General features: G+C 45.1%; 16 protein-coding genes. All 16 read left to right on the top strand.

The window, feature by feature from the left end:
- Positions 1-3: 3 nt before the first annotated feature.
- Entirely contained in the window at positions 4-1,827 is a 1,824-nt protein-coding gene (locus tag G5B43_RS04360) for an exo-alpha-sialidase (protein ID WP_165293509.1), read from the top strand.
- A 22-nt stretch (positions 1,828-1,849) separates the two neighbouring features.
- Entirely contained in the window at positions 1,850-4,630 is a 2,781-nt protein-coding gene (locus tag G5B43_RS04365; protein ID WP_165293510.1) for a glycoside hydrolase family 2 protein, read from the top strand.
- A gap of 12 nt (positions 4,631-4,642) precedes the next feature.
- Positions 4,643-7,384, top strand: a complete 2,742-nt coding sequence (locus G5B43_RS04370; RefSeq protein WP_165293511.1) for an alpha-L-rhamnosidase — start codon at positions 4,643-4,645, stop codon at positions 7,382-7,384.
- Positions 7,385-7,390: 6 nt separating this feature from the next.
- Complete coding sequence (locus G5B43_RS04375) at positions 7,391-8,539, top strand: sialidase family protein (RefSeq protein ID WP_165293512.1); 1,149 nt, start codon at positions 7,391-7,393, stop codon at positions 8,537-8,539.
- 19 nt (positions 8,540-8,558) lie between these two features.
- Positions 8,559-9,710: an iron-containing alcohol dehydrogenase gene (locus G5B43_RS04380; protein WP_165293513.1), complete on the top strand. Its 1,152-nt coding sequence runs from the start codon at positions 8,559-8,561 to the stop codon at positions 9,708-9,710.
- Positions 9,711-9,713: 3 nt separating this feature from the next.
- Positions 9,714-10,652: a dihydrodipicolinate synthase family protein gene (locus tag G5B43_RS04385; protein WP_165293514.1), complete on the top strand. Its 939-nt coding sequence runs from the start codon at positions 9,714-9,716 to the stop codon at positions 10,650-10,652.
- Positions 10,645-11,670 carry a 4-hydroxythreonine-4-phosphate dehydrogenase PdxA gene (gene pdxA / locus G5B43_RS04390; protein WP_165293515.1) on the top strand — a complete coding sequence of 342 codons (1,026 nt, stop codon included), beginning with the start codon at positions 10,645-10,647 and terminating at the stop codon, positions 11,668-11,670. The genes G5B43_RS04385 and pdxA overlap by 8 nt, the downstream gene beginning before the upstream one ends.
- 5 nt (positions 11,671-11,675) lie before the next feature.
- Positions 11,676-12,788: a four-carbon acid sugar kinase family protein gene (locus G5B43_RS04395; protein ID WP_165293516.1), complete on the top strand. Its 1,113-nt coding sequence runs from the start codon at positions 11,676-11,678 to the stop codon at positions 12,786-12,788.
- A 38-nt stretch (positions 12,789-12,826) separates the two neighbouring features.
- Positions 12,827-14,389: a sodium:solute symporter gene (locus G5B43_RS04400; protein WP_165293517.1), complete on the top strand. Its 1,563-nt coding sequence runs from the start codon at positions 12,827-12,829 to the stop codon at positions 14,387-14,389.
- Positions 14,386-15,771: an alpha/beta hydrolase family protein gene (locus G5B43_RS04405; protein WP_165293518.1), complete on the top strand. Its 1,386-nt coding sequence runs from the start codon at positions 14,386-14,388 to the stop codon at positions 15,769-15,771. Before G5B43_RS04400 ends, G5B43_RS04405 begins: the two co-directional genes overlap by 4 nt.
- A 3-nt stretch (positions 15,772-15,774) precedes the next feature.
- The gene (locus tag G5B43_RS04410; RefSeq protein WP_165293519.1) at positions 15,775-16,671 is read left to right on the top strand and encodes a sugar phosphate isomerase/epimerase family protein; all 897 of its coding nucleotides are present in this window, start codon (positions 15,775-15,777) and stop codon (positions 16,669-16,671) included.
- Positions 16,672-16,703: 32 nt separating this feature from the next.
- The gene (locus tag G5B43_RS04415) at positions 16,704-18,164 is read left to right on the top strand and encodes a glycoside hydrolase family 28 protein (RefSeq protein ID WP_165293520.1); all 1,461 of its coding nucleotides are present in this window, start codon (positions 16,704-16,706) and stop codon (positions 18,162-18,164) included.
- 154 nt (positions 18,165-18,318) lie between these two features.
- Positions 18,319-19,086, top strand: coding sequence for a DeoR/GlpR family DNA-binding transcription regulator (locus G5B43_RS04420; RefSeq protein ID WP_165293521.1), 768 nt, complete (start codon positions 18,319-18,321; stop codon positions 19,084-19,086).
- Between the two features lie 44 nt (positions 19,087-19,130).
- Positions 19,131-20,543 carry an L-fucose/L-arabinose isomerase family protein gene (locus tag G5B43_RS04425; protein ID WP_165293522.1) on the top strand — a complete coding sequence of 471 codons (1,413 nt, stop codon included), beginning with the start codon at positions 19,131-19,133 and terminating at the stop codon, positions 20,541-20,543.
- Complete coding sequence (locus G5B43_RS04430; protein ID WP_165293523.1) at positions 20,543-21,364, top strand: transketolase; 822 nt, start codon at positions 20,543-20,545, stop codon at positions 21,362-21,364. Before G5B43_RS04425 ends, G5B43_RS04430 begins: the two co-directional genes overlap by 1 nt.
- A 19-nt stretch (positions 21,365-21,383) precedes the next feature.
- Positions 21,384-22,346: a transketolase family protein gene (locus G5B43_RS04435; protein ID WP_206367236.1), complete on the top strand. Its 963-nt coding sequence runs from the start codon at positions 21,384-21,386 to the stop codon at positions 22,344-22,346.
- Positions 22,347-22,396 lie beyond the last annotated feature (50 nt).

Here is a 22,396-nt window from a genome sequence, read left to right on the forward strand (position 1 = left end):
AAGATGAGATCAGCGATATTAGGAATTACTTTATTATGTGCGTCGTATGGTGCCACGGCACAAGATACGATGAAATACGTAGGACAGACCCTGTCTAACGTAGACTATCACCACGGGCAATTGAAACCCGTTGTGGGAACGCACAATATACAAACTTTCCGGGCAAGCAGAGCGTATCCCGAACGAGCCGGAGGACACGATTTTACCTATAATCATCAGCCGTTTTTAGCCTACTGGAATAAAACTTATTATTTGCAGTTTTTAGGTAACCCTGTGGGGGAGCATATCGGCAAAGGTAAATCTGTACTCCAAACCTCCAAGGATGGCTACAACTGGTCGGATCCTGTCGAGCTTTTTCCTCCTTATCCGGTGCCGGAAGGTTTTAGTAAGCCCGGTAGAACCGATAAAGCCGGTAAGGACTTATACGCGATTATGCACCAACGTATGGGGTTTTATACGGCTAAAAATGGTAAACTGTTAACTATCGGGTATTATGGGGTAGCACTCGACGCAAAAGATAGTCCCAACGACGGATATGGTGTGGGACGTGTCGTCAGGGAAATTAAGAAAGACGGCTCTTTTGGACCTATTTATTTCATTCGCTTTAATTCCTCCTTTGACCAAAAGTTAGCGATATACCCGTTATATACCAAGAGTAAGGACAAGGCATTCGTGCAGGCATGCAAGGAGCTCATGGAGCAACCCCTCCAAATGCAACAGTGGGTTGAAGAAGCTGATCGTGATGATCCTTTGATCCCTTACAACCGTCCGTTAAAAGCATTTGCTTATTATACGTTGGATAACGGCGATGTGGTGGGTATGTGGAAACACGCCTTGACTTCCTTGAGTAAAGATAAAGGCAAAACGTGGGCATACAATCCTTTGCGTGCGCCGGGTTTTGTAAACAGTAACGCTAAAATATGGGGCCAACGGACATCCGATAATCGCTTTGCCACCGTTTACAACCCATCGGAGTTTCGTTGGCCTTTAGCGGTATCCACCAGCAACGACGGCTTGACCTATACCGATTTGCTACTGATCAACGGTGAAATCACCACCATGCGTTACGGCGGTAACTATAAGTCTTATGGGCCACAGTACCCGAGAGGTATACAGGAGGGAAACGGCGTACCTCCAGACGGTAATATGTGGGTGACGTACAGCATGAACAAAGAAGATATGTGGGTATCGAAAGTACCTGTTCCGATTACATCGACAGTAGCGGGAGATGTTCGCGATGATTTTTCTAATAATGCAACCGACGTATATAACAAGTGGAATATTTATAGTCCACTATGGGCATCCGTCAGGTTAGCAGAGAATGCCTTGATGTTGCGGGACAAAGATAAATTTGACTATGCGAAAGCGGAACGGATAATTGAATCTTCGAAGAAAGTAAAAATTGCTTTTACGGTTACACCGCAACAGGCGGACCACGGCAGCTTGCAAATAGAGCTGGTCAATGATTTAGGGCAGGCAGCAGCCCGTATGGTGTTTGATGCAGACGGACAGATTAAAAATAAGGCGGGCTATCGGATGTCTGGCTTACAATCTTATGAAGCCGGAAAAACCTATCATATCGAGTTGACGGTAGATGTACAGACACGTTCCTATCAAGTCAACATCAACGGCACGGAAAAAGGGACCCGTCTATTTTTTCAACCGGTAAGCGAGATTAGCCGTGTGTCGTTCCGGACAGGGGACGTGCGCCGGTATCCGGATGCGGATACGCCAACGGATCAGGATTTTGATGTGGAAGATGCTGATGGCGTAGATAGAGAAGCTGCGTTTGCAATATCGCTTTTCCAAGCAGAGAAATTGAAATAAAAGAATAACCGAAAATTGAAATATGAAGACTGATTTTAGATATGTATGGATATTGTGTTTGTGGTGTGTCGGAATGTGTTTTTCGCATGCGCAAAGTACACAGGTGAAATACTTATCAGGAAAAGGTAAGGACGACGGGGTTTTGTGGGATTTTTTCGTCACGGATGGAATGAATGCGGGAAAATGGTCGAAAATTCCGGTGCCTTCCAATTGGGAACTGCATGGTTTCGGCAAATACAATTATGGGTTTGATAAAGAAGAAAAGAAAGGGAAAGAGAAAGGACTTTATAAATATACATTTACCGTAGACAAAGGATGGAAGGGACAGGTTGTGAACCTGGTCTTCGAGGGTGTGATGACGGATGCGGAAGTTAAGATAAACGGAAAGTCGGCTGGCGAGGTTCATCAAGGCTCTTTTTATGTATTTAAATACGATGTTTCGAAACTGTTAAACTACAAAGGAGAGAATCTGTTGGAAGTGACTGTAGCGAAGCATTCAGAGAATAAATCGGTGAATGCGGCTGAGCGGGAAGCGGACTATTGGATATTTGGGGGTATTTATCGTCCGGTCTATCTGGAAGCACTACCACAAAGTCATATACAACGTGTATCGATTGACGCGAAAGCAGACGGTCAGTTTCGCAGCATTATAGAAAAGAGCGGTGATGCAGACGAAATTCAAATTCAAATAACCGATTTGAACGGTCGGCCTTATGGCGATAAGCTATCCGCACGTTTTCAACAGGATAAAACCGAACTGAAAGGTCAGTTTTCCGATCCCGATTTATGGTCTTCTGAATTTCCTAACCTGTATAAAGCGCATATTTCGTTGTGGAGAAAAGGAAAGAAAGTACATGAAAAGGCACAGAAATTTGGTTTTAGGACGGTCGAAGTCAAAGAACGTGACGGCGTGTATATCAATGGTGTGAAAATTAAATTTAAAGGCGTAAACCGTCATTCTTTCCACCCCGAATCCGGCCGAACTACGAGTAAAGAAATTAGTATTCACGATGTGAAGTTGATCAAGGAAATGAATATGAATGCCGTCCGGATGGCACATTATCCACCCGACAACCATTTTCTCGAAGTATGCGATTCTTTAGGGCTGTATGTAATGAATGAACTTGGTGGATGGCATGGCTATTACGACACACCAACTGGCACGAAACTCCTCAAAGAGATGATGGTGGTATCGGAAAACCACCCCTCTATTATTTTTTGGGCCAACGGAAATGAAGGTGGACATAATCCGGAACTTGACAGCATCTTTTTTGCTTACGATATGCAAAAACGCCCATTGATCTATCCGTGGGCGGTATATGGTGGTTTCGAGACAACCCACTACCGGGAATATAACTACGGTATAGGAACTTATGACCACGGACGTAATATTGTCATGCCGACCGAATTTTTACACGGTATGTGGGATGGTGGTCATGGTGCAGGAATCGAAGATTACTGGAAAGCAATGTGGGCAAATCCGCTGTCTGCCGGTGGATTCCTTTGGGATTTTCAAGACCAGGGATTGGTGCGTACGGATAAGGATAATATCGTCGATACCGACGGCAACCACGGTGCTGACGGAATCGTAGGACCATATTATGAAAAAGAGGGTAGTTTCTATACCATTAAAGAGGTTTGGAGTCCTATTTTCTTCGAAAAGAGGGAAATGACTGCCGGCTTTGATGGTGCATTTCATATCGAAAATCGATACGCCTTTACGAATACAAACCAATGTTCGTTCAGTTACGAGTTAAAGAAACTGGGACAGTATGGAGAAGACAAGGGAGGGGTGACCGGGACAATCGCTGCTCCTGATATCCAGCCGTATCATCGAGGTGTTTTAAAGCTAGATTTTCCGGCAGATTGGCAAGACTATGACGTGTTGTATATCACGGCAAAAGATGTAAATGGTCTGGAAATTTATACATGGAGCTTCCCGATAAGTCGTCCGAATCAGGTCGCGGAAAACTTCCTAACGAAAACAGAAACAACTGTTCATGTAGAAGAGACGGCCGCAAGCTATGTCGTTTCTGCCAACGGAATCACCATTCAATTCAATAAGGAGAGTGGGCTGATGGAAGAGGTGAGAAACGGTAAAGGGATTATTCCATTCAACAACGGGCCTACAATCCAGGAAGCTGTTACCAATTTCAAAAATTTTACCGTCAAAGAAGAAGACAGTAAAGTGGTGATTGCGTCTACGTTCGATAAGAAAGAAAGTTATAATACGTTGACGTGGGAGATTTACCCATCGGGACAGGTGAAAATGCACGTACAGTACTTTCCTCAAGAATATTTTACCAAGTTCGTAGGCGTCAATTTCTCGTTTCCCGAGGATAAAATGAAAGGCGTGGAATATATGGGAATGGGGCCTTATCGTGTATGGAAAAATAGGATGAAGGGCAACCAGTTTGGCGTATGGAAGAAGGATTATAATGACGCTGCGACGGGCGAACCTCCTTTTGAATATCCAGAATTTAAAGGGTACCACAGTAATATGTACTGGACGAAATTCTTTACGGATGAGCAATCGTTTCTGGTATTCACCGATAGAGAAGATGTATTCTTACGGTTGTTTACGCCCAAAGAGCAAGAGGATACCGACTGGAAGAATATGGAACCGACCTTTCCCAATGGTGATATTTCGTTTATGAATGGTATTTCGGCAATTGGTACAAAAACCCAAAAACCGGAGACGACGGGGCCAATGGGCATGAAGCACGTGTATTACGATTTCGAAAAAGAACCAATCCGTGCGCTGCACATGGTGCTCTATTTTGATTTTTCGGTCCAACAGTAAAGAAATAATGTAATGAATGGAATAGTCAAGATAACAGGGATGCTAGTTTGGTTGTGTGTAAGCTTAACAGTTTTTGCACAACCCCGTGTGGACGTGCTGCGGTGTGAATTGTTGACCAATCCAATTGGTGTAGATAAGACAAGCCCCAGACTAAGCTGGCAAATTCGGGCAGATGAACGAAATGTTGTCCAGACGGCATATCATATTCTAGTGGCGTCTTCACCCGAAAAACTGGCACAACATATCGGCGACCTATGGGATTCAGGCAAACAAATATCCGATAATTCTATTTCCGTATTCTATGATGGGAAAGCATTAGCGAGCGACACGGAGGTTTTTTGGAAAGTAAGAGTCTCCACCAATCAAGGGGAATCCGATTGGTCTGCACCAGCGTCATGGCGGGTGGGACTATTGTATTATAAGGATTGGAACCGACGGTGGATCGGCTTTGACGGATACTTCGACAGTGATGACAAAAGCGCTGGTTACCTTAGTGCACGTTATTTCAGAAAGGAGATTTCCCTAACAAAAGAGGTGCAGCAAGCAACAGTCTACATCATGGGGCTTGGCTTATACGAGCTGTATATTGATGGTAAGAAGATCGGCGATCAGGTGCTAGCACCGGGTTTAACCGATTATACCAAAAATGTCAAATATAACGTGTTCGATGTTACGGAATCACTTCGCGGCAAAGAACACGCATTGGGCGTGATATTAGGAAACGGACGCTACTATGCGATACGACAGGAAAAACCGTATAAAGTGAAAAACTTTGGTTTCCCAAAAATGCAGATGCAGATTCGGATTACGTATACCGACGGATCGCAGCAGACGATACATACCGATGATACTTGGAAGGGTACGACGGACGGACCGATTCTTTCCAATAACGAATACGACGGAGAGATTTATGATGCACGTAAGGAACTACTAGGCTGGTCCACTGTGGGTTATAATGACGTTGCATGGAGAACAGCTGAATATGTGCAAGAGCCCGGAGGGAACTACGAAGCGCAGCTAAACCGCAACATGAAAGTCATGCAGGATATCAAACCGGTTTCGGTCACAGCAAAGGACGATGGGAAATATATTATCGATTACGGGCAAAACTTTTCGGGCTGGGTCAAGATGCGTGTGCAGGGTAACGTTGGTACCGAAGTAACTTTACGTTTTGCGGAATCGCTAAATGAGGATGGAACGCTTTTTCGCGACAATCTGCGCGCAGCGAAGGCAACTGATAAGTATATCTTGAAAGGTGGAGCAACGGAGGAATGGGAGCCTCGTTTTACCTATCAGGGGTTTCGATATGTGGAGGTAGAGGGGTATCCTGGCGAGGCTATCGCCGACAACTTTATTGGCCGACTGGTATATGATGATATGGAGACCGTAGGGTCGTTTAACTCCTCGAATACACTGTTGAACCAAATACACCACAACGCTTGGTGGGGAATTGCATCCAATTACAAAAGTATTCCTGTCGACTGTCCACAGCGAAATGAACGTCAGGCTTGGTTGGGCGATCGTCCGGTTAGTGCGTATGGCGAAAGCTTCTTGTTCGATAATACCAATTTCTATATCAAATGGTTGGAGGATATTCGTTTGTCGCAGAAAGAGGATGGCGCTATACCGGATGTAGCACCGGCTTTTTGGCGATATTATAGTGATAATATGACTTGGCCAGGGACGTATCTGATTATTGCGGATATGCTTTATCAACAGACTGGAGATATACGCGTGTTGCAAGATCATTATCCGGCCATGAAACGCTGGATGCATTACATGCAGGCGCGTTATATGGATGATGAAGGGATTATCACCAAGGATAGCTACGGAGACTGGTGTGCGCCGCCGGCAACCATAGAAGAAGGACGCGGAAAGAGTGCGGACAAGAAATATCCGAATCCACTCTTGTCAACAGCATACTACTATCATTTGTTGAATATGATGGCGCGCTTTTCGGAACATACCGAAAACGGGCAGGACCGAGTGGCCTTCGAGCAGGCTGCCAAAAAAATGAAGGAAAATTTTAATAAGCGGTTTTACCACGCGGCGGGCTATTATGGCAAAAATACGCTGACCGAGAATATATTAGCGATGTACTTCGGCCTAGTCGAAGACCAGAACAAAGAAAAGCTGGCTAATAGGATTGTAACGATCATCGAAAAGGAAAATAACGGACACCTGAGTACGGGCGTGGTGGGGACACAATGGATTATGCGTACGTTGACTGATATGGGACGTTCCGATTTGGCGTATAAACTGGCTACCAATACGTCCTATCCGTCGTGGGGTTATATGATTGAACACGGTGCGACAACGATTTGGGAGCTGTGGAATGGTAACACAGCCCATCCAAGAATGAACTCGCAAAACCACGTCATGATGCTAGGTGATTTGATGGTGTGGTATTATGAAAACCTGGCTGGAATTAAATCCGAAGAGAATGGGTTCCAAACCGTCGTGATGAAGCCGGAGCTGATCGCGGGGCTGGATCATGTGGATGCCAGGTACAAGAGTTTATATGGCGAAATTGTATCTAACTGGGCAAAGCACAAATCTGCTTTTGAATGGAAGATCTCTATTCCAGAAAATGCAAAAGCCGTAGTGTATTTACCTGCAAAAGAACCATCGTCGATTACCGAAGGTAACAAAAAATTAAGTGCGCATAAAGATATCGAAATACTGTCAGTGGATGCGGATAGGGTGAAGATAGCGATCGGGTCGGGAACTTATCAATTCAAAACTAAATTATAAGAGTATATGAAAAATAAAATAGGTTTATCCATTGTTATTAGTTTTTTGTTTCTGGTCGGGACGCAAGCACAGCAAAATGCATTGCATAAGTGGCAGCAAGGTATCGTTAAAGACGAATTTATCTATGATAAAGCCGGCTTCCCTTCTTGCCACTCAGCCACGATTGTAGAGACTCCGGAAGGCTTGGTTTACGCCTTTTTCGGCGGAACACGGGAGCGTAACCCCGACGTCGAGATATATATATGCCGTTATGAAAATGGACAGTGGACAGCACCAAAATCCGCCGCGGATGGTGTTCAGGAAGATGGGAGCAGGCTACCAACTTGGAATCCAGTACTATATCAAATTCCTCATGGCGAGTTGTTGTTGTTCTACAAAGTTGGGCCTAAACCATCCGAATGGTGGGGCATGCTAAAGCGTTCTACGGATGGTGGAAAAACGTGGTCGGCTGCGGAAAAACTTCCCGAAGGATACCTCGGGCCCGTTAAGAATAAACCTGTTTTATTAAGTAATGGCAATTTAATTTGCCCCACAAGCACCGAGGGGAGTGGTTGGAATATTCATTTTGAAATTACGGCAGACTTTGGGAAGACTTGGCGCAAGGTTGGACCGATTGCGACAGGAGAAGATAATCTCCAGGCGATTCAGCCTAGTATTTTAGATCATGGGAACGGCAAATTACAGATTTTAGCGAGAAGCCGTAATTGGGCTTTGGTAGAATCATGGTCTTACGATAACGGCGAAACCTGGACACCATTGGGCAAAACAACGCTGCCCAATAATAATTCTGGTACGGATGCAGTCACGATGGAAAATGGAATGCATGTACTGGTATACAACCACGTATTACCGGGTCCTGAAAATCCGAAAGGACCGCGTACACCACTGAACGTTGCGGTTTCTAAAGATGGTAAAAAGTGGGATGCCGTGTTGATTTTGGAGGACTCTCCGATCAGCCAATATTCCTATCCGGCCGTTATACAGACGAAGGATGGTTTATTGCATTTCGCTTATACATGGCGACGGCAAAAGATGAAGCATGTTGTTGTGAATCCTAAGAAGTTAAAGAAAAGAACAATAAAGAACGGTGTTTGGCCTCATGTGAAAGGATACGAGCTACCTACGCTCGAAACATATAAAGCAGAAGAAGAGTAAAATAGATTATCGAAATAATATGTCAATAGATAGGGTGTTAAAGGTTAGCTTTCCGGGGACCTTGGTTTTTGGAAATGGTGTGCTGCAGCAGCTAACCGAAGATGTTGTGGAACAGAGATATAAGACCGTCATCGTTATGACGATTAAACCATTGTTGGATCAAATAGCTGATTTTACGGCAACATTGGGAAGAAATAATATAGAAGTGATTGTCGACACCAGCATTGAACAGGAACCGTCGTTTTCGGATGTGAAACAACTTTTACAAACACTTGTACCATCTACCGCAGATGCCGTTATCGGTATTGGAGGCGGAAGTGTGTTGGATGTAGCGAAGTTGGTTGCAGCACAGCTGGATAATACGCAATCGTTGGATGAAATTGTAGGAAACGGTGTCTTGAGAGGGCGAAGTAAGGCGCTTATCTGCGTACCGACGACATCGGGAACGGGAAGTGAAGTATCTCCTAACGCGATCCTGGTGGATGACGAAAATCAGAAAAAAGGTATCATCAGTCCCTACTTGGTCCCGGATAAAGTCTATGTAGACCCCTTGCTTACAATCGGTGTACCTCCCGCTGTTACCGCGGCTACTGGTCTGGACGCGTTGACACATTGCCTAGAAGCGTATACCAATAAGTTTTCACAACCTTTTGTCGATATGTACGCTTATGAGGGCATGCGTCTCATAGCGGAGAATCTAGAAGAAGCTGTTCATAACGGAAAGAACGAAGAAGCTAGATATCACGTTGCAATGGGAAGTATGCTGGGTGGCTTCTGTTTAGGGCCGGTGAATACCGCAGCGGTTCATGCGTTGTCTTATCCGCTGGGAAGTATGTTTCACTTGGCACATGGCCTTTCCAACGCACTTTTACTGCCCTATATTATGGAATATAATTACGTGGCATCTCCGAAAAAATATGCCCAAGTGGCTGTTGCTTTGGGATGCAGCCGTTTAGCTACTGACGAAGAAACAGCTCGTGCAGGCATCGAACGAGTTAGGAAATTAATCAATGCTTGTGGTATCCCGGCTCGACTGCGCGATGTTGAAATACCGAAAGAGGCTATTCCGAAAATGGCGGAGGACGCCATGAAGATTACGAGGTTGTTAGTCAACAACCCTAGAGAGATTACATTGCAAGATGCGATATCAATATTTAATGCTGCCTACTAAAAAATGAACGAAATAAGAACAAGAAAAGAAACTATTGTTCCGGTGGTTGCACCGTTGAAACAAGATTTAAGTCTAGATGAAGATGCGGTATCCCGGATATTTTCCTATTTGTATGCCAACGGAGCCACCCCTTTTATCTTAGGGACTACTGGTGAATCAGCATCGCTGTCCAACACTTTTAAAGAAGAGTATTTAAGAGCAGCTGTTGTCAGTAAACCCGAAGGTAAAAAACTATATGTGGGTATTTCATCTAATATTCTCGAAGATTCTATTTCCTTCGCCAATCTGGCGTTCGAATTAGGCGTCTCCGAAGTAGCAGCGACATTGCCTACCTATTATAAACTATCGGATGTGCAGATCGAGAAATATTATTTAGACTTGGCCGAGGCGATTCAGCCTAACCTGATCGTATATAACATTCCAGCAACGACACACATGTCTATTCCGCTCAATTTGTTAGAGCGGCTGAGCCATCATTCGAAAATTGTGGCGGTGAAAGATTCGGAGCGTAATATGGAACGGATAGACCAATCATTGGATTTATGGCGCGATCGAACGGATTTCAAACATTATATGGGCTGGGCGGGAGCCTCTGCACATTCCCTAATTAACGGTAGTGATGGCATAGTGCCGAGTTCAGCAAATTTTGCTCCCGCGATATATCGAGATATGTGCCGCGCAGCAGAACAAGGTGATTTGGAAAGTGCTTACGCTTTACAAAAGCAATCGGATGATCTAGGAGCGCTATATCAGTCAAATAAGTCCTTAGGGGAATCATTGTGGGCACTTAAGGTACTAATGAAACAATTGGGCTTATGTGAATCGTTTATGATGCCACCCTTATATACCTTGAGCGGCCAGGAAGAAGCGCATATTGTGGAAGCTTTTCAAGCTTTGATAACAAAAGATAATATTAAACTGAATTTAATTAGTCATGTATAAGCCAATTATTGGGATCACGATGGGAGATCCGGCGAGCATTGGTCCCGAAATCGCATTGAAAGCATTGTTGGATACACGTGTGCAGAATATTTGTAGACCTATTTTGGTGGGCGATGCGGCTGTTTTCCAACAAATCATATCGCAACTGCAACTACCTATTAACGTTCACGCCATTGATCAGGTGTCGGAAGCTCAATTTGCTCTGGGAGCGGCTGATGTATTGGACTTGAAGAACACGGATTTAGCTAAAATAACGTTTGGTGAGATATCGGCAGAAGCGGGAAACGCTTCGTTTGAAGCGGTTACAAAGGTGATTGATTTAGCCCTGAACGGAGAAATTGATGCCACGGTAACCGGGCCGATAAATAAGAAATCTGTAAATGAAGCAGGGCATCATTTTGCGGGTCATACAGAGATCTATGCCCATTACACCCAGACAAAAAAATATGCCATGCTTCTCGTGGAAGAAAACATGAAGGTCATTCACGTGTCTACACATGTGTCCTTGCGCCAGGCCTGTGACCTCGTGAAAAAGGACCGTATAGTAGAAGTAACGGAATTATTGCACCAGGGTTTGGTGAGTCTGGGCGAAAAAAACCTCAAAATTGGAATAGCGGGCTTGAATCCCCATGCCGGTGATTCGGGTCTGTTTGGTACCGAAGACGACGAAGAGATTGCACCAGCTGTAGAAGAAGCGCGCAAACGTGGGTACGATGTGGAAGGGCCGGTTCCCGCGGATACGTTGTTTTCGAAAGCTGCTACCGGTTACTACGGTGGTATTGTGGCGATGTATCACGACCAAGGACATATTCCTTTCAAGTTGACCGGTTTTAAATGGAACGCGGAGAAAAAGCAAATGGATAGTGTAAAAGGCGTGAACATTACGATGGGCCTACCCATTATCCGGACATCTGTAGATCATGGTACGGCTTTTGAGATTGCGGGGAAAGGCGTGGCAAGCCCCGACGCGATGGTATTAGCTATTGAATCAGCTGTGCAATTGGCTTTGAATAAATAATACGTATGGCATCGGTATTGGTAATTGCGGATGACTTGACAGGTGCTGCCGAAATAGGCGGTATAGCCTTGCGTTACGGATTGTCGGTAGAAATTGTGCATACGTTGGCGGCACCAATAACGAAAGATGTCCGGATTCTGAATACGAATACACGTTCTTTAAAAATAGAGGAATCCCTTGCACATTTGAAAACACTATTTTCCGATGATCCACTATTGGAATGGGATTGGATATACCTGAAATTTGATTCAGCTCTTCGTGGACATATCAAGGAAGAAATCTCCTTTTATCGCAAGATATTCCAAAAAGGCAATGTCGTTTTTTGCCCTGTCAATCCCGCTTTGGGTCGGATCATTAAAGATGGTTTGTATTGGATAGACGGTAAGCCGATTGCAGAAACGGATTTCGCTCGTGATCCCGAGTTTCCGATAGTGAAAAGTGAAGTATTGGAGATACTCGATGCCGATTCCTGGCAGTTAATAGACGGTGTAGAAATGCGGCCAAACACACAGTCGCCGTATATCGTTGCCGCGGTCAAGGATGAGGAAGGTTTGCATAAGTGGGCTTCTACAGCGTCACCGTTTGGACTTTATGCGGGAGCAGCTGCTTTTTTTGACGCATTGTTGCGACAGCGAATAAAAAAGCAGTCTGTAACTGGAGGCTCGGAACCGCTGCTACAGCGTCCGGTTTTGTATGTGTGTGGTTCCAATCACGAAAATAGTATCAAACGTATTGCATCCGTTGACGCGGATAAAGTGGTATATTGGTCGCATATTGGGAAAGAAAGCGTAGTGGCAGACGATATTCGCCGGAAAATGGATAAATACGGTGAAGTGGTGCTCGCAGTAGCTTCCACCGTATCTTATGATGCGCAGGTGGTGCGGGAGCATATCGCGCAGGTGCTCGCTATATTTTGTCAAAAATTTGTATTGCATGAGCTGATCATTGAGGGAGGTGCAACAGCTCGGGCAATATTGGAGGTATTGGGTATCGACACACTCCTGCCCGTATGGGAATATAGGCAAGGTGTGATTCGGAATCATGTGCCGAAAACAACATTAGTGGTGACGTTGAAACCGGGAAGTTATCCTTGGACAAAAAAATTATGGGTGTTTTAACCCGGTCGATGAACATCGAGTAATGATAGATAAACCTTATGTTAAGCATATTTGATTACGGAATAATTATTGCCGTTTTATTGATTACATTATATTTTGGACTTCGATATGCGAAAAATCAGAAGTCTACCGAAGCCTATTTTTCTGCTAAAGGGCGCGTTCCATCATGGGCGATAGGCATGTCGCTACTGGCGACTTTAATTAGTAGTGTTACTTTTTTAGGATATCCCGCCGAAGGCTACGCTAATAATTGGATACTACTGGTCCAAGGGCTTATGGTGCCTATTGTACTGCTCGGTACGGTGTGGTTCATTGTGCCGCTCTATCGAAAAGTGATCGGATTGAGTACTTACGAGTATTTTGAAAAGCGTTTTGGCAATTTTGCACGCTATTATAGTTCCATTGCATTTGTACTGCGTCAGTTCTCGGGTATGGGGACGGTATTGTATCTGCTTGCAGTTGCGTTATCGAGCATGACGAATATCAACACGTACTGGATTATTCTCGTAGTGGGGAGCATCATTGTTATTGTCAACCTCCTCGGTGGTATTGAGGCGGTCATTTGGCTGGATGTATTTCAGGGATTCATGCTCTTCGCCAGCGGAATTCTCTGCATATTGGTTATTATTTTCTCCGTGAATGGTGGATTTCCGGAAGTGTGGCGTGTGGCATCGGAAAATGGACGAACGGGATTTGGGCCGTACGATCTGGATTTTACACGACTGACTTTTGTAGTAATGGCCATCAACGGGATGTTTTATGCTATCCAAAAGTATGGGACGGACCAAACCGTTATCCAGCGGTACCTGACAGCACGTTCGGATAAGTCGGCTATACGTGCTTCATTAATGGGTATTTTGTTGACGGTACCGGTGTGGTCGCTCTTTATGTTTATCGGTACAGCCCTTTTCGTATACTACACCCAGCAACCACTTCCAGATGATATAGGCCCCAATAGTGTGTTCCCTTATTTTATCATGACACAGTTGCCGGTGGGCGTCGTAGGATTTATTTTGGCAGCGATGATTTCCGCGGCTATTTGTAGCCTTAGTGCCGATCTCAACTCCTTGGCAGCCGTAGGTATTGAAGATTATTACAAAAAATTGCGACCGGAGAAGGTAGATAATGAATATTTACGTGCTAGTCGTTGGATGGTCGCTATTGCGGGAGTCATTTCTATGGTGATCGGTTTTATATATGTAGAGTTGGGTAGCGAAAGTATCCTCGGTATCATCTTTACGCTGTATGCGATATTTTCCGGAGGTATTGTAGGGGTTTTCTTATTGGGAATTTTTACCGAGCGAGCGAATCGACAAGGGATCAATATTGCGATTGTGGTATGTATTCTCTTTACGGCCTATGCATTTTTAACTAGTACAGAGATTGAATTTAGAGGAGAGTCGTTTATCCTGCTGGATCTCGGAGAGTTGAACTTTACACACAATAAAATGATGTTGGGGGTTTATAGCCATTTGGTTGTTATCGGTGTCGGCTATCTGGCTAGTTTGTTTTTTCCAAAACCCGAATTGGACTCCAATTTATACTATAAGGGATGGAAAAGAAACCGTAGACTTGACCGAGAAAGGGGAATAGAATCATGACCAGAATTTTAGTTATTATATGGGGATGCTTATGCTGTTTTATCGATTTCAGTAGGGCACAAAATTCGGATGATAGATACCGGATGCCGCTTGAGGATGTTATACATATCGTGGAAGACCGGTACAATATCCATATCAAATATGATCAAAAGCTCGTAGCGGGTAAATCGCTGAATTACGCCGCGTGGCGCTTCCGTGCAGATGTGGATGAGACGCTTCGAAATTTATTGGCTCCGTTGGATCTAAAAGTAAATAAAGAAGGGGTAGGTAAATACAAGCTCAAAGAATACGAATACTACCGATGGGAACCTCAGGATGGATGGGATTACCTCGACAAACTGGCTTCGCGATATCACGATAAAGACAGCTGGGAACAGCGGAAACAGCAGATTCGTCCGGATTTGTACAAAGCGTTGAAATTGTCTCCTATGCCGGCAGCGCCCCAATCGGTACCGTTGGTAACGAAAAAGCGGAAGTTTAAAAACTATACCGTGGAGAATTTTGCTTTGGAGATCATGCCTGGCTTGTATGTTAACGGTTCCATATACAGACCCCTAAAACCAAAAGGGAAAATACCGTTGGTATTGAGCCCGGACGGGCACTGGGGCGGTCATCGTTTCCGAGAGGATGCGCAGATTCGTTGCGCGATGACGGCACAGATGGGTGCAGTTGCGGTGAGTTACGATCTCTTTGGCTGGGGCGAGTCCGGATTACAGTTTCAGTATAGTGACCATCGCAAGAGTTTATCATTGACTGTTCAAACACTGGGGGCAATACGCATACTAGATTGGATGCTACAAGATAGTCAAATCGATACGGCACGTGTAGGTATCTGTGGCGGTTCGGGTGGTGGCAGTCAGACGGTACTGATGACCGCGTTGGATGATCGTATTACGTTGAGCATTCCGGTCGTTTCACTGTCTTCTTATTTCTATGGAGGATGCCCATGCGAGAGCGGGATGCCGATACATGCCAGTGCCGGTGGAACAAATAATGTTGAACTGGCCGCGATGGCAGCACCTCGGCCGCAGTTGGTCATCTCAGACGGCAAAGATTGGACGGCACACATGCCCCAACATGATTTCCCTTATCTTCAGAAAATATATGGCTATTACGGGAAAACCGAACTGGTGGAAAATGTCCACCTTCCGGATGATGGCCACGATTTTGGCTATTCTAAACGCAAACCCGTTTATGATTTTATCAGCAAGCATTTTGGCTTGGACACAAAAGGACTTAAAAATGCAGCAGGTGACTACGATGAGTCGGGCTGTGTGATAGAAGAAGAAAAGGCGTTGTATGCTTTTGGACCTAATGGGGAAAACCTGCCGTCCAACGCAATACAGGGCTATGAAAATTTAGAACAACTATTTAAAGATTAAGATATGAAGCTATTAAATAGAAGAGAATTTATAGCGGCATCTGTTTTAGGCACAACCGCCTTGATATTGCCAAGATCAACTTGGGCGTTCGCTCGAAAAGAAGAACGTTACAAAGTCGCTGTCATTGATTTAATGATTTTGAAAAGACAGAAACTTGGAGCTGTTAAATTGACCAGTGAAATTGGTGCGGATGGTCTCGAGGTGGATATGGGTGGATTAGGCAATCGCGACACGTTTGACAACCAGTTTTTCGATGACGCATTTCGGACCAATTACCTCAACGAATTGAAGGAATATGGCATCGACGTAGCTTCGGTAGCGATGACCGGCTTTTACGCACAGTCTTTTGCAACGCGGCCCACATACAAACAAATGGTAGGTGATTGTCTGAAGACTTGCCAGTTGTTAGGTACCAAGATAGCCTTTTTGCCACTGGGGGTGCAGGGCGATTTAGTGCAAAATCCCGAACTGCGTCCGGCTATTGTCGAACGATTGAAGGAAGTGGGGAAAATGGCAAATAAAGCAGGTGTTATCGTTGGAATAGAAACGGCATTGGACGCCCGGGGCGAAGTGGAATTGTTGAAAGAAGTAGGCTCTAAAAATATCCAGATTTATTTCAACTTTTCTAACCCGCTAAAAGAAGGACGTGATTTAATTGAGGAGCTAAAGATTTTGGGCAAAAAGCGGATCTGCCAGATTCATTGTACGGATGAGGATGGCGTTTGGTTGGAGAATAATACCCGTTTAGATATGCCAAAGGTTAAAGAGACACTAGACAAAATGGGCTGGAAAGGCTGGCTGGTCATCGAACGTTCCCGGGACGCCAATTTATCACCACGCATGGTGAAAGAAAACTTTGGTGCAAATACCAGATACGTAAAATCTATTTTTCAAGGATAATGGTTCGTTGTCGTTTAAAAAGTAATAATTTGATGAAAGCATTATGGATGAGTGTGGTTGTGCTGTTGTGCGCAGCTTGCGGATCGGCTACAAAGCCCTTGCAAGAGCGACTGGATGCGGAGTTGCCACAATACGATGAGGTCGGTGTGGAGGTCATGCCCGAGGAGATTGCGCTGGTAGAGTCGCCTCACTTCGAATATAATTTTAGGCGACCGACCTTTCCGGAACGAACAGATTCGTTGCGATCGGGTGCGACGGATATACAGGATCGTATCGACCAGCTGGCCACAGCCGGAGGGGGTACACTCGTATTAACGGCTGGAGACTATAGTTCGGGAAGAGTCGAACTGAAATCGAACGTTAATCTGCATCTGGCAGAAGGTGCAGTCTTGACTTTTAGAAGTGAGATTGGAGACTTCCTTCCCGTAGTCTATACCCGAAATGAAGGCATAGAGTTGTATTCGCTCGGCGCATGTATCTATGCGCACAATGCCGAGAACATCGCCATAACGGGGAAAGGGAAATTGGTCGGTCCCGGTGAAGGCTCGGTGCGCGAACGTACCATGACCCACGAGGTGATAGAGAAAGTGGTCGATTTGGATAAGCCTATAGAGGATCGTATTTATGATGGTGAAACGGAACCCTTTATCTTTCCGCCAGCGTTGATTGCTCCAATCAGTTGTAAGGGCGTCTTTATTGAGGGAATTTCCTTAGAGCGCTCTGCTTTTTGGAACATCGTGCCTACTTTCTGTGAGAACGTGATTATTCGTGGGATACAGGTACACTCGAAAGGCATTCCCCGTGGTGATGGGATAGACATCGAGTCCTCGAAAAACGTATTGGTCGAGTATTGTAGCCTTTATACAGGTGACGATTGTATTGCGATAAAAGCGGGTAGAGGATACGATGGTCTTCGCGCGAATAGACCATCAGAAAATATTGTTGTACGTTACTGTTTAGCTGGCGAAGGGCACGGTGGTATCACTTTGGGCAGTGAAACAGCGGGTATGATCAAAAATCTATACGTTCACGATTGTGCTTTCGACGGAACCGACGTTGGCATACGTTTTAAGACTCGTCGTCCCCGTGGCGGTGGTGGGCAAAATATAGTCTTTGAAAATATCCGGATGAACGTCGTCCATTCCGCGTTGCGTTGGGATATGTTGGGAAGTTCACAACATGTGGGTGCGCAGGCCAGTCGTGACTTCGCTGTGGAGGTCAATGCCTTAACACCTAAATTTTCGAATGTGACCATTAATAACGTGCTGATCGAATCGGCGGCGGACTGTATTAACGTAGAAGGTATTCCCGAATCGAGATTGGAAAATGTGAAGATTTCTAATATTCACGCTACAGGAAAGCGCTATTTGACGATTAGGGATGCGGAAAATTTTGTGATAAGAGACAGTGAAATACACTGCGAGGACTGTGTAATAGATAGTGTGCATGTAGCGGGTTTGGTACAGGAGAATGTAACGATCCTCACAAAGTAGTAACTTGTTTTAACGGGTGCAATAGGACTCCTAAAACCTTATTTCAAGAAGTACTATTTTTAGAAGCTATTTTTATTTATTTGTTTTTTTCTTTGTTTATTTAGTTTTATTTTCGATATTTAACTGTACAAAACGTGTAGATTGCGAAATAATTATGCTACCAATACAACGAAGAGAAAAGATACTGGGTCTACTAAAAGAAGACGGAGCAGCAAAAGTCATTGATCTGGCAGGTCTTTTTAAGGTAACCGAAGCGACCATTCGTCAAGACCTCGAAAAACTGGAAAAAGAAGGTCTTATTTCGCGGGATCATGGGGGAGCTTATCTGCGAAATATCGAAGATCAGGTTCGGAATTTTTCGCTTTCGCATCAAAACGAAAATATAGACAAAAAAGAGCAAATTGCCTTAAGATGTATAGAACTGATTGAAGACGGGGATACCATTATCTTGGATTCTGGTTCCACGACAACGGAGATTGCCCGTAAAATAAAAGGTCTGAAGAACCTAACCGTTATCACGAATGCCTTGAATATTGCGCTCATGCTCGGTGCCGAGCCGGGCATAGAGGTGATTATGACCGGAGGAGAGTTTAAACCCCCAACCTTGTCGCTTACCGGACAAAAAGCAGCTGACTTTTTTAAAGGTATCAATGTGCAGAAGCTTTTTCTAGCGACAGCAGGGGTGTCCTTAAAAGCGGGACTGACCTATCCCAGTATCAGTGATATTGTGGTCAAAAAAGCAATGGTCGAAGCGGCCGAGCTAACTTATCTGGTCGCAGATTCTACCAAGATCGGGAAAACATCATTTGCCAGCCTTGGTGCTATGTCGCTTATCGATTTCCTGATTACAGATGCAGATATACAGGAAGCGCACAAAAACATGTTTAAAGATCACGAAATTGAGATCATTATAGCGAATTGAGGAACGCTAGCATAAAAAGTAAATTAATAAAATAGAGAGAAGAAATGAATACAGGAGTGCTAGGTGTTATTTTTGGGAACCGGGATTTTTTTCCTGACCATTTAGTTGGCACCGCAAGAAAAGAAGTGAAAAATGTGTTGGATAAGTTGGGATTAGTATATAGGATGTTGGAGGAGTCTGACACGAAGTTAGGTGGTGTAGAGACCTTTGCGGATGCCCAAAAATGTGCGAACCTGTTTAAGGCACACCGGGAAGAGATCATGGGGATCTTGGTCGTGTTGCCGAATTTTGGAGATGAAAGAGGGATGGCGGAAACCATCCGGTTGTCAGGACTAGATGTTCCCGTTCTTGTACAAGCTTACCCCGATGATCTGGATAAATTGGACGTTGCGCGTCGACGAGATGCATGGTGTGGCAAGATATCGGTTTGTAATAACTTATATCAGTACGGAATCAAGTATAGTTTGACCGATCAACACGTTATCCGGCCAGATGATGAAGGTTTTGCACAAGAACTGAAGGACTTTGCCGCCGTATGTCGTGTCGTCCGAGGGTTAAAAGGTATGCGGATTGGTGCGATCGGCGCCAGACCGGGTGGTTTTAATACCGTTCGATACAGTGAAAAAATACTACAAAGGAACGGCATCACGGTCGTAACGGCAGACCTTTCGGAAATTTTGGGACGCGCTAATCGCATTAAAGACGGAGATACCAAGGTGAAAGAACATATAGAAGCCATTACCAATTACGCGAAGCGGGGACTGACCCCCGAAGAGTCGCTGGTGCAGATGGCGAAGTTGGATATCGTACTCAAAGAGTTCGTAGAAGAACATGCATTAGATGCTACCGCATTACAGTGTTGGACGTCTCTACAGCAAAACTACGGCTGCAATGTATGTACCTCTATGAGTATGATGAGTGAGAACATGTTGCCTAGTGCCTGCGAGGTAGATGTAACGGGCACTTTGACTATGTACGCTATGCAGTTGGCGTCCGGTACGCCAAGTGCTTTGGTGGATTGGAACAATAACTACGCCGACGATCCCAATAAAACGGTTTTGTTCCACTGTGGAAACTGGGCAAAGGCATTCCTGCCGGAGATAGAAATTAGTAACGCACCCATTCTGGGCTCGTCGTTAGGTGTAGAAAATACATGGGGAGCATTGGACGGAAGGACACCGGCATCGCCCTTGACCTACGGACGGATCAGTACAGATGATGTGCAGGGTAAAATAAAAGTATACTTAGGTGAAGGAGAACTCACAGACGATGAGCTGAATACGTTTGGCAACCGGGCAGTTGCACAGATCCCCGATCTGCAGGGGCTTATGCAATATGTCTGTAGAAATGGTTTCGAGCATCACGTGGTCATGAATGCTTCGAAGACCGGCAAGATACTCGAAGAGGCGTTGGGTAACTACTTCTCCTGGGAAGTATATAATCATGATAACAAGTAATGAAAGAATCGTTAGCAAAAAAATCTATTGAATACCGTAAACGTATCTTAAAATACATCTACAAAGCAAAGGCGGGGCATACGGGAGGGAGCTTATCTTGCGTAGATGTATTGAACGTGTTGTACAATAGGATTATGAATGTCGGACCCGCCAATTTCGATAGCCCCGATAGGGATCGTTATGTGCAGAGCAAAGGGCATTGCGTAGAAGCTTTGTTTGTCGTGTTGGCCGATCAGGGTTTTTTCCCCGAATCGGAATTGGAAACGCTGTGCCAATATAATTCTCATTTTATCGGACACCCCACGCGGAAAGTGCCTGGCGTGGAGCAGAATACGGGAGCTTTAGGGCATGGTCTTTCGCTAAGTGTAGGAATGGCTATTGCGGCTAAATTGGACAAGAAAGATTACAAGGTGTTTACTTTGATGGGCGACGGTGAGCTGGCAGAAGGTTCCAACTGGGAAGCCGCGCTGACGGCATCGCACTATAAGCTGGATAATCTTTGCGCCATTGTGGACTATAACGGTCTGCAGATTTCGGCACCAACCCGCGATGTATGCAACACGGATCCGGTAGCGGATAAGTTTAGAAGTTTTGGTTGGGAGGTAGTGGAGGTTGATGGGCATGATGTGGATGGGTTGGAAACTACATTCCGCAAGCTCCCGTTTGTGACGGGTAAACCCTCGTTGGTGATTGCCCACACCGTGAAGGGCAAAGGGATCAGTTATATGGAGAATGTGCTGAAATGGCATCATGGGGTGCCGAGTGAAGATCAATATGAACAGGCACAAAAAGAATTGGATAGCGCCCTTTTAGCGCTTTAATGTAGAATAGGCTTTGGATATGGATAGAGAGATAAACATGGGAAAGGCAAATTTAGAGGTTTTTTCAGAAACCTTACAGCATATTGCCGAGAGCAACCGCGATCTATTAGTCGTTACCAGCGATTCCAGGGGATCAGGCAAATTAGTGCCTTTTGCACAACGTTTTCCGGATCAGTTGGTTGAGGTAGGCATTGCAGAACAGAATTTGGTCGGTATATCAGCCGGCTTGGCCTCCGCAGGAAAACAGGTATTCGCCGTTTCGCCGGCTTGTTTTCTGACCGCGAGATCGCTGGAACAGATAAAAAATGATGTTACGTACTCAGACAACGCGGTGACCGTCGTCGGAATCAGTGCAGGAGTGAGTTACGGAGCGTTGGGCTCAACGCATCACAGTTTGCATGACTATGCCGTATTACGGGCCATCCACAATATTATTGTTTGTGCGCCGGCCGATAATTTTGAAACGGAGGAAGCTGTTCGACAGTCGGCTGCGTTAAACCAGCCGGTGTACCTGCGTTTTGGCAAACGCCCTATGCCGGTGCTGCGGAAGGATGTGCCTTTTGTGTTGGGAAAGGGACGTGTTCTGCAAGAAGGTAAAGACCTGGCTATCGTTGCGACGGGCGAAATGGTACATCCCGCGTTGGAAGCGGCTACTTTGCTGAAGGAATCCGCGGATATAGAGGTAACGGTGATTAGCATGCATACCGTAAAACCGTTAGATACCGAATTGTTAGCTCAAGTGGCTGCTTCAGGTATGCCGATATTGACGGTGGAAGAGCATAGTGTATTTGGAGGTATGGGAGAAGCTTGCGCGTCATTCCTGCTGCAAGAAGGCTTCCATAACCGTTTCCAAGTGATGGGTATCCCAGATGAATACACCGTAACCGGCTCACAGCAAGAAATATTTGACCATTATGGTCTGAACGGGCAGGGAATAAGGGAAGTTGCCCAGCAGCTATTGGGTGTTTCCCAAGAAAAGTAATAGGGTGTAGCCCACCCCTAATTATAAACAGATAAATAAACCGATTTTAT

Source organism: Sphingobacterium sp. SGR-19, assembly GCF_011043555.1.
Lineage (GTDB): Bacteria > Bacteroidota > Bacteroidia > Sphingobacteriales > Sphingobacteriaceae > Sphingobacterium.

Coding starts and splice junctions, on each gene's coding strand:
- G5B43_RS04360 (WP_165293509.1), top strand. CDS start 4: ATGAGATCAGCGATATTAGGAATTACTTTATTATGTGCGTCGTATGGT.
- G5B43_RS04365 (WP_165293510.1), top strand. CDS start 1,850: ATGAAGACTGATTTTAGATATGTATGGATATTGTGTTTGTGGTGTGTC.
- G5B43_RS04370 (WP_165293511.1), top strand. CDS start 4,643: ATGAATGGAATAGTCAAGATAACAGGGATGCTAGTTTGGTTGTGTGTA.
- G5B43_RS04375 (WP_165293512.1), top strand. CDS start 7,391: ATGAAAAATAAAATAGGTTTATCCATTGTTATTAGTTTTTTGTTTCTG.
- G5B43_RS04380 (WP_165293513.1), top strand. CDS start 8,559: ATGTCAATAGATAGGGTGTTAAAGGTTAGCTTTCCGGGGACCTTGGTT.
- G5B43_RS04385 (WP_165293514.1), top strand. CDS start 9,714: ATGAACGAAATAAGAACAAGAAAAGAAACTATTGTTCCGGTGGTTGCA.
- pdxA (WP_165293515.1), top strand. CDS start 10,645: ATGTATAAGCCAATTATTGGGATCACGATGGGAGATCCGGCGAGCATT.
- G5B43_RS04395 (WP_165293516.1), top strand. CDS start 11,676: ATGGCATCGGTATTGGTAATTGCGGATGACTTGACAGGTGCTGCCGAA.
- G5B43_RS04400 (WP_165293517.1), top strand. CDS start 12,827: ATGTTAAGCATATTTGATTACGGAATAATTATTGCCGTTTTATTGATT.
- G5B43_RS04405 (WP_165293518.1), top strand. CDS start 14,386: ATGACCAGAATTTTAGTTATTATATGGGGATGCTTATGCTGTTTTATC.
- G5B43_RS04410 (WP_165293519.1), top strand. CDS start 15,775: ATGAAGCTATTAAATAGAAGAGAATTTATAGCGGCATCTGTTTTAGGC.
- G5B43_RS04415 (WP_165293520.1), top strand. CDS start 16,704: ATGAAAGCATTATGGATGAGTGTGGTTGTGCTGTTGTGCGCAGCTTGC.
- G5B43_RS04420 (WP_165293521.1), top strand. CDS start 18,319: ATGCTACCAATACAACGAAGAGAAAAGATACTGGGTCTACTAAAAGAA.
- G5B43_RS04425 (WP_165293522.1), top strand. CDS start 19,131: ATGAATACAGGAGTGCTAGGTGTTATTTTTGGGAACCGGGATTTTTTT.
- G5B43_RS04430 (WP_165293523.1), top strand. CDS start 20,543: ATGAAAGAATCGTTAGCAAAAAAATCTATTGAATACCGTAAACGTATC.
- G5B43_RS04435 (WP_206367236.1), top strand. CDS start 21,384: ATGGATAGAGAGATAAACATGGGAAAGGCAAATTTAGAGGTTTTTTCA.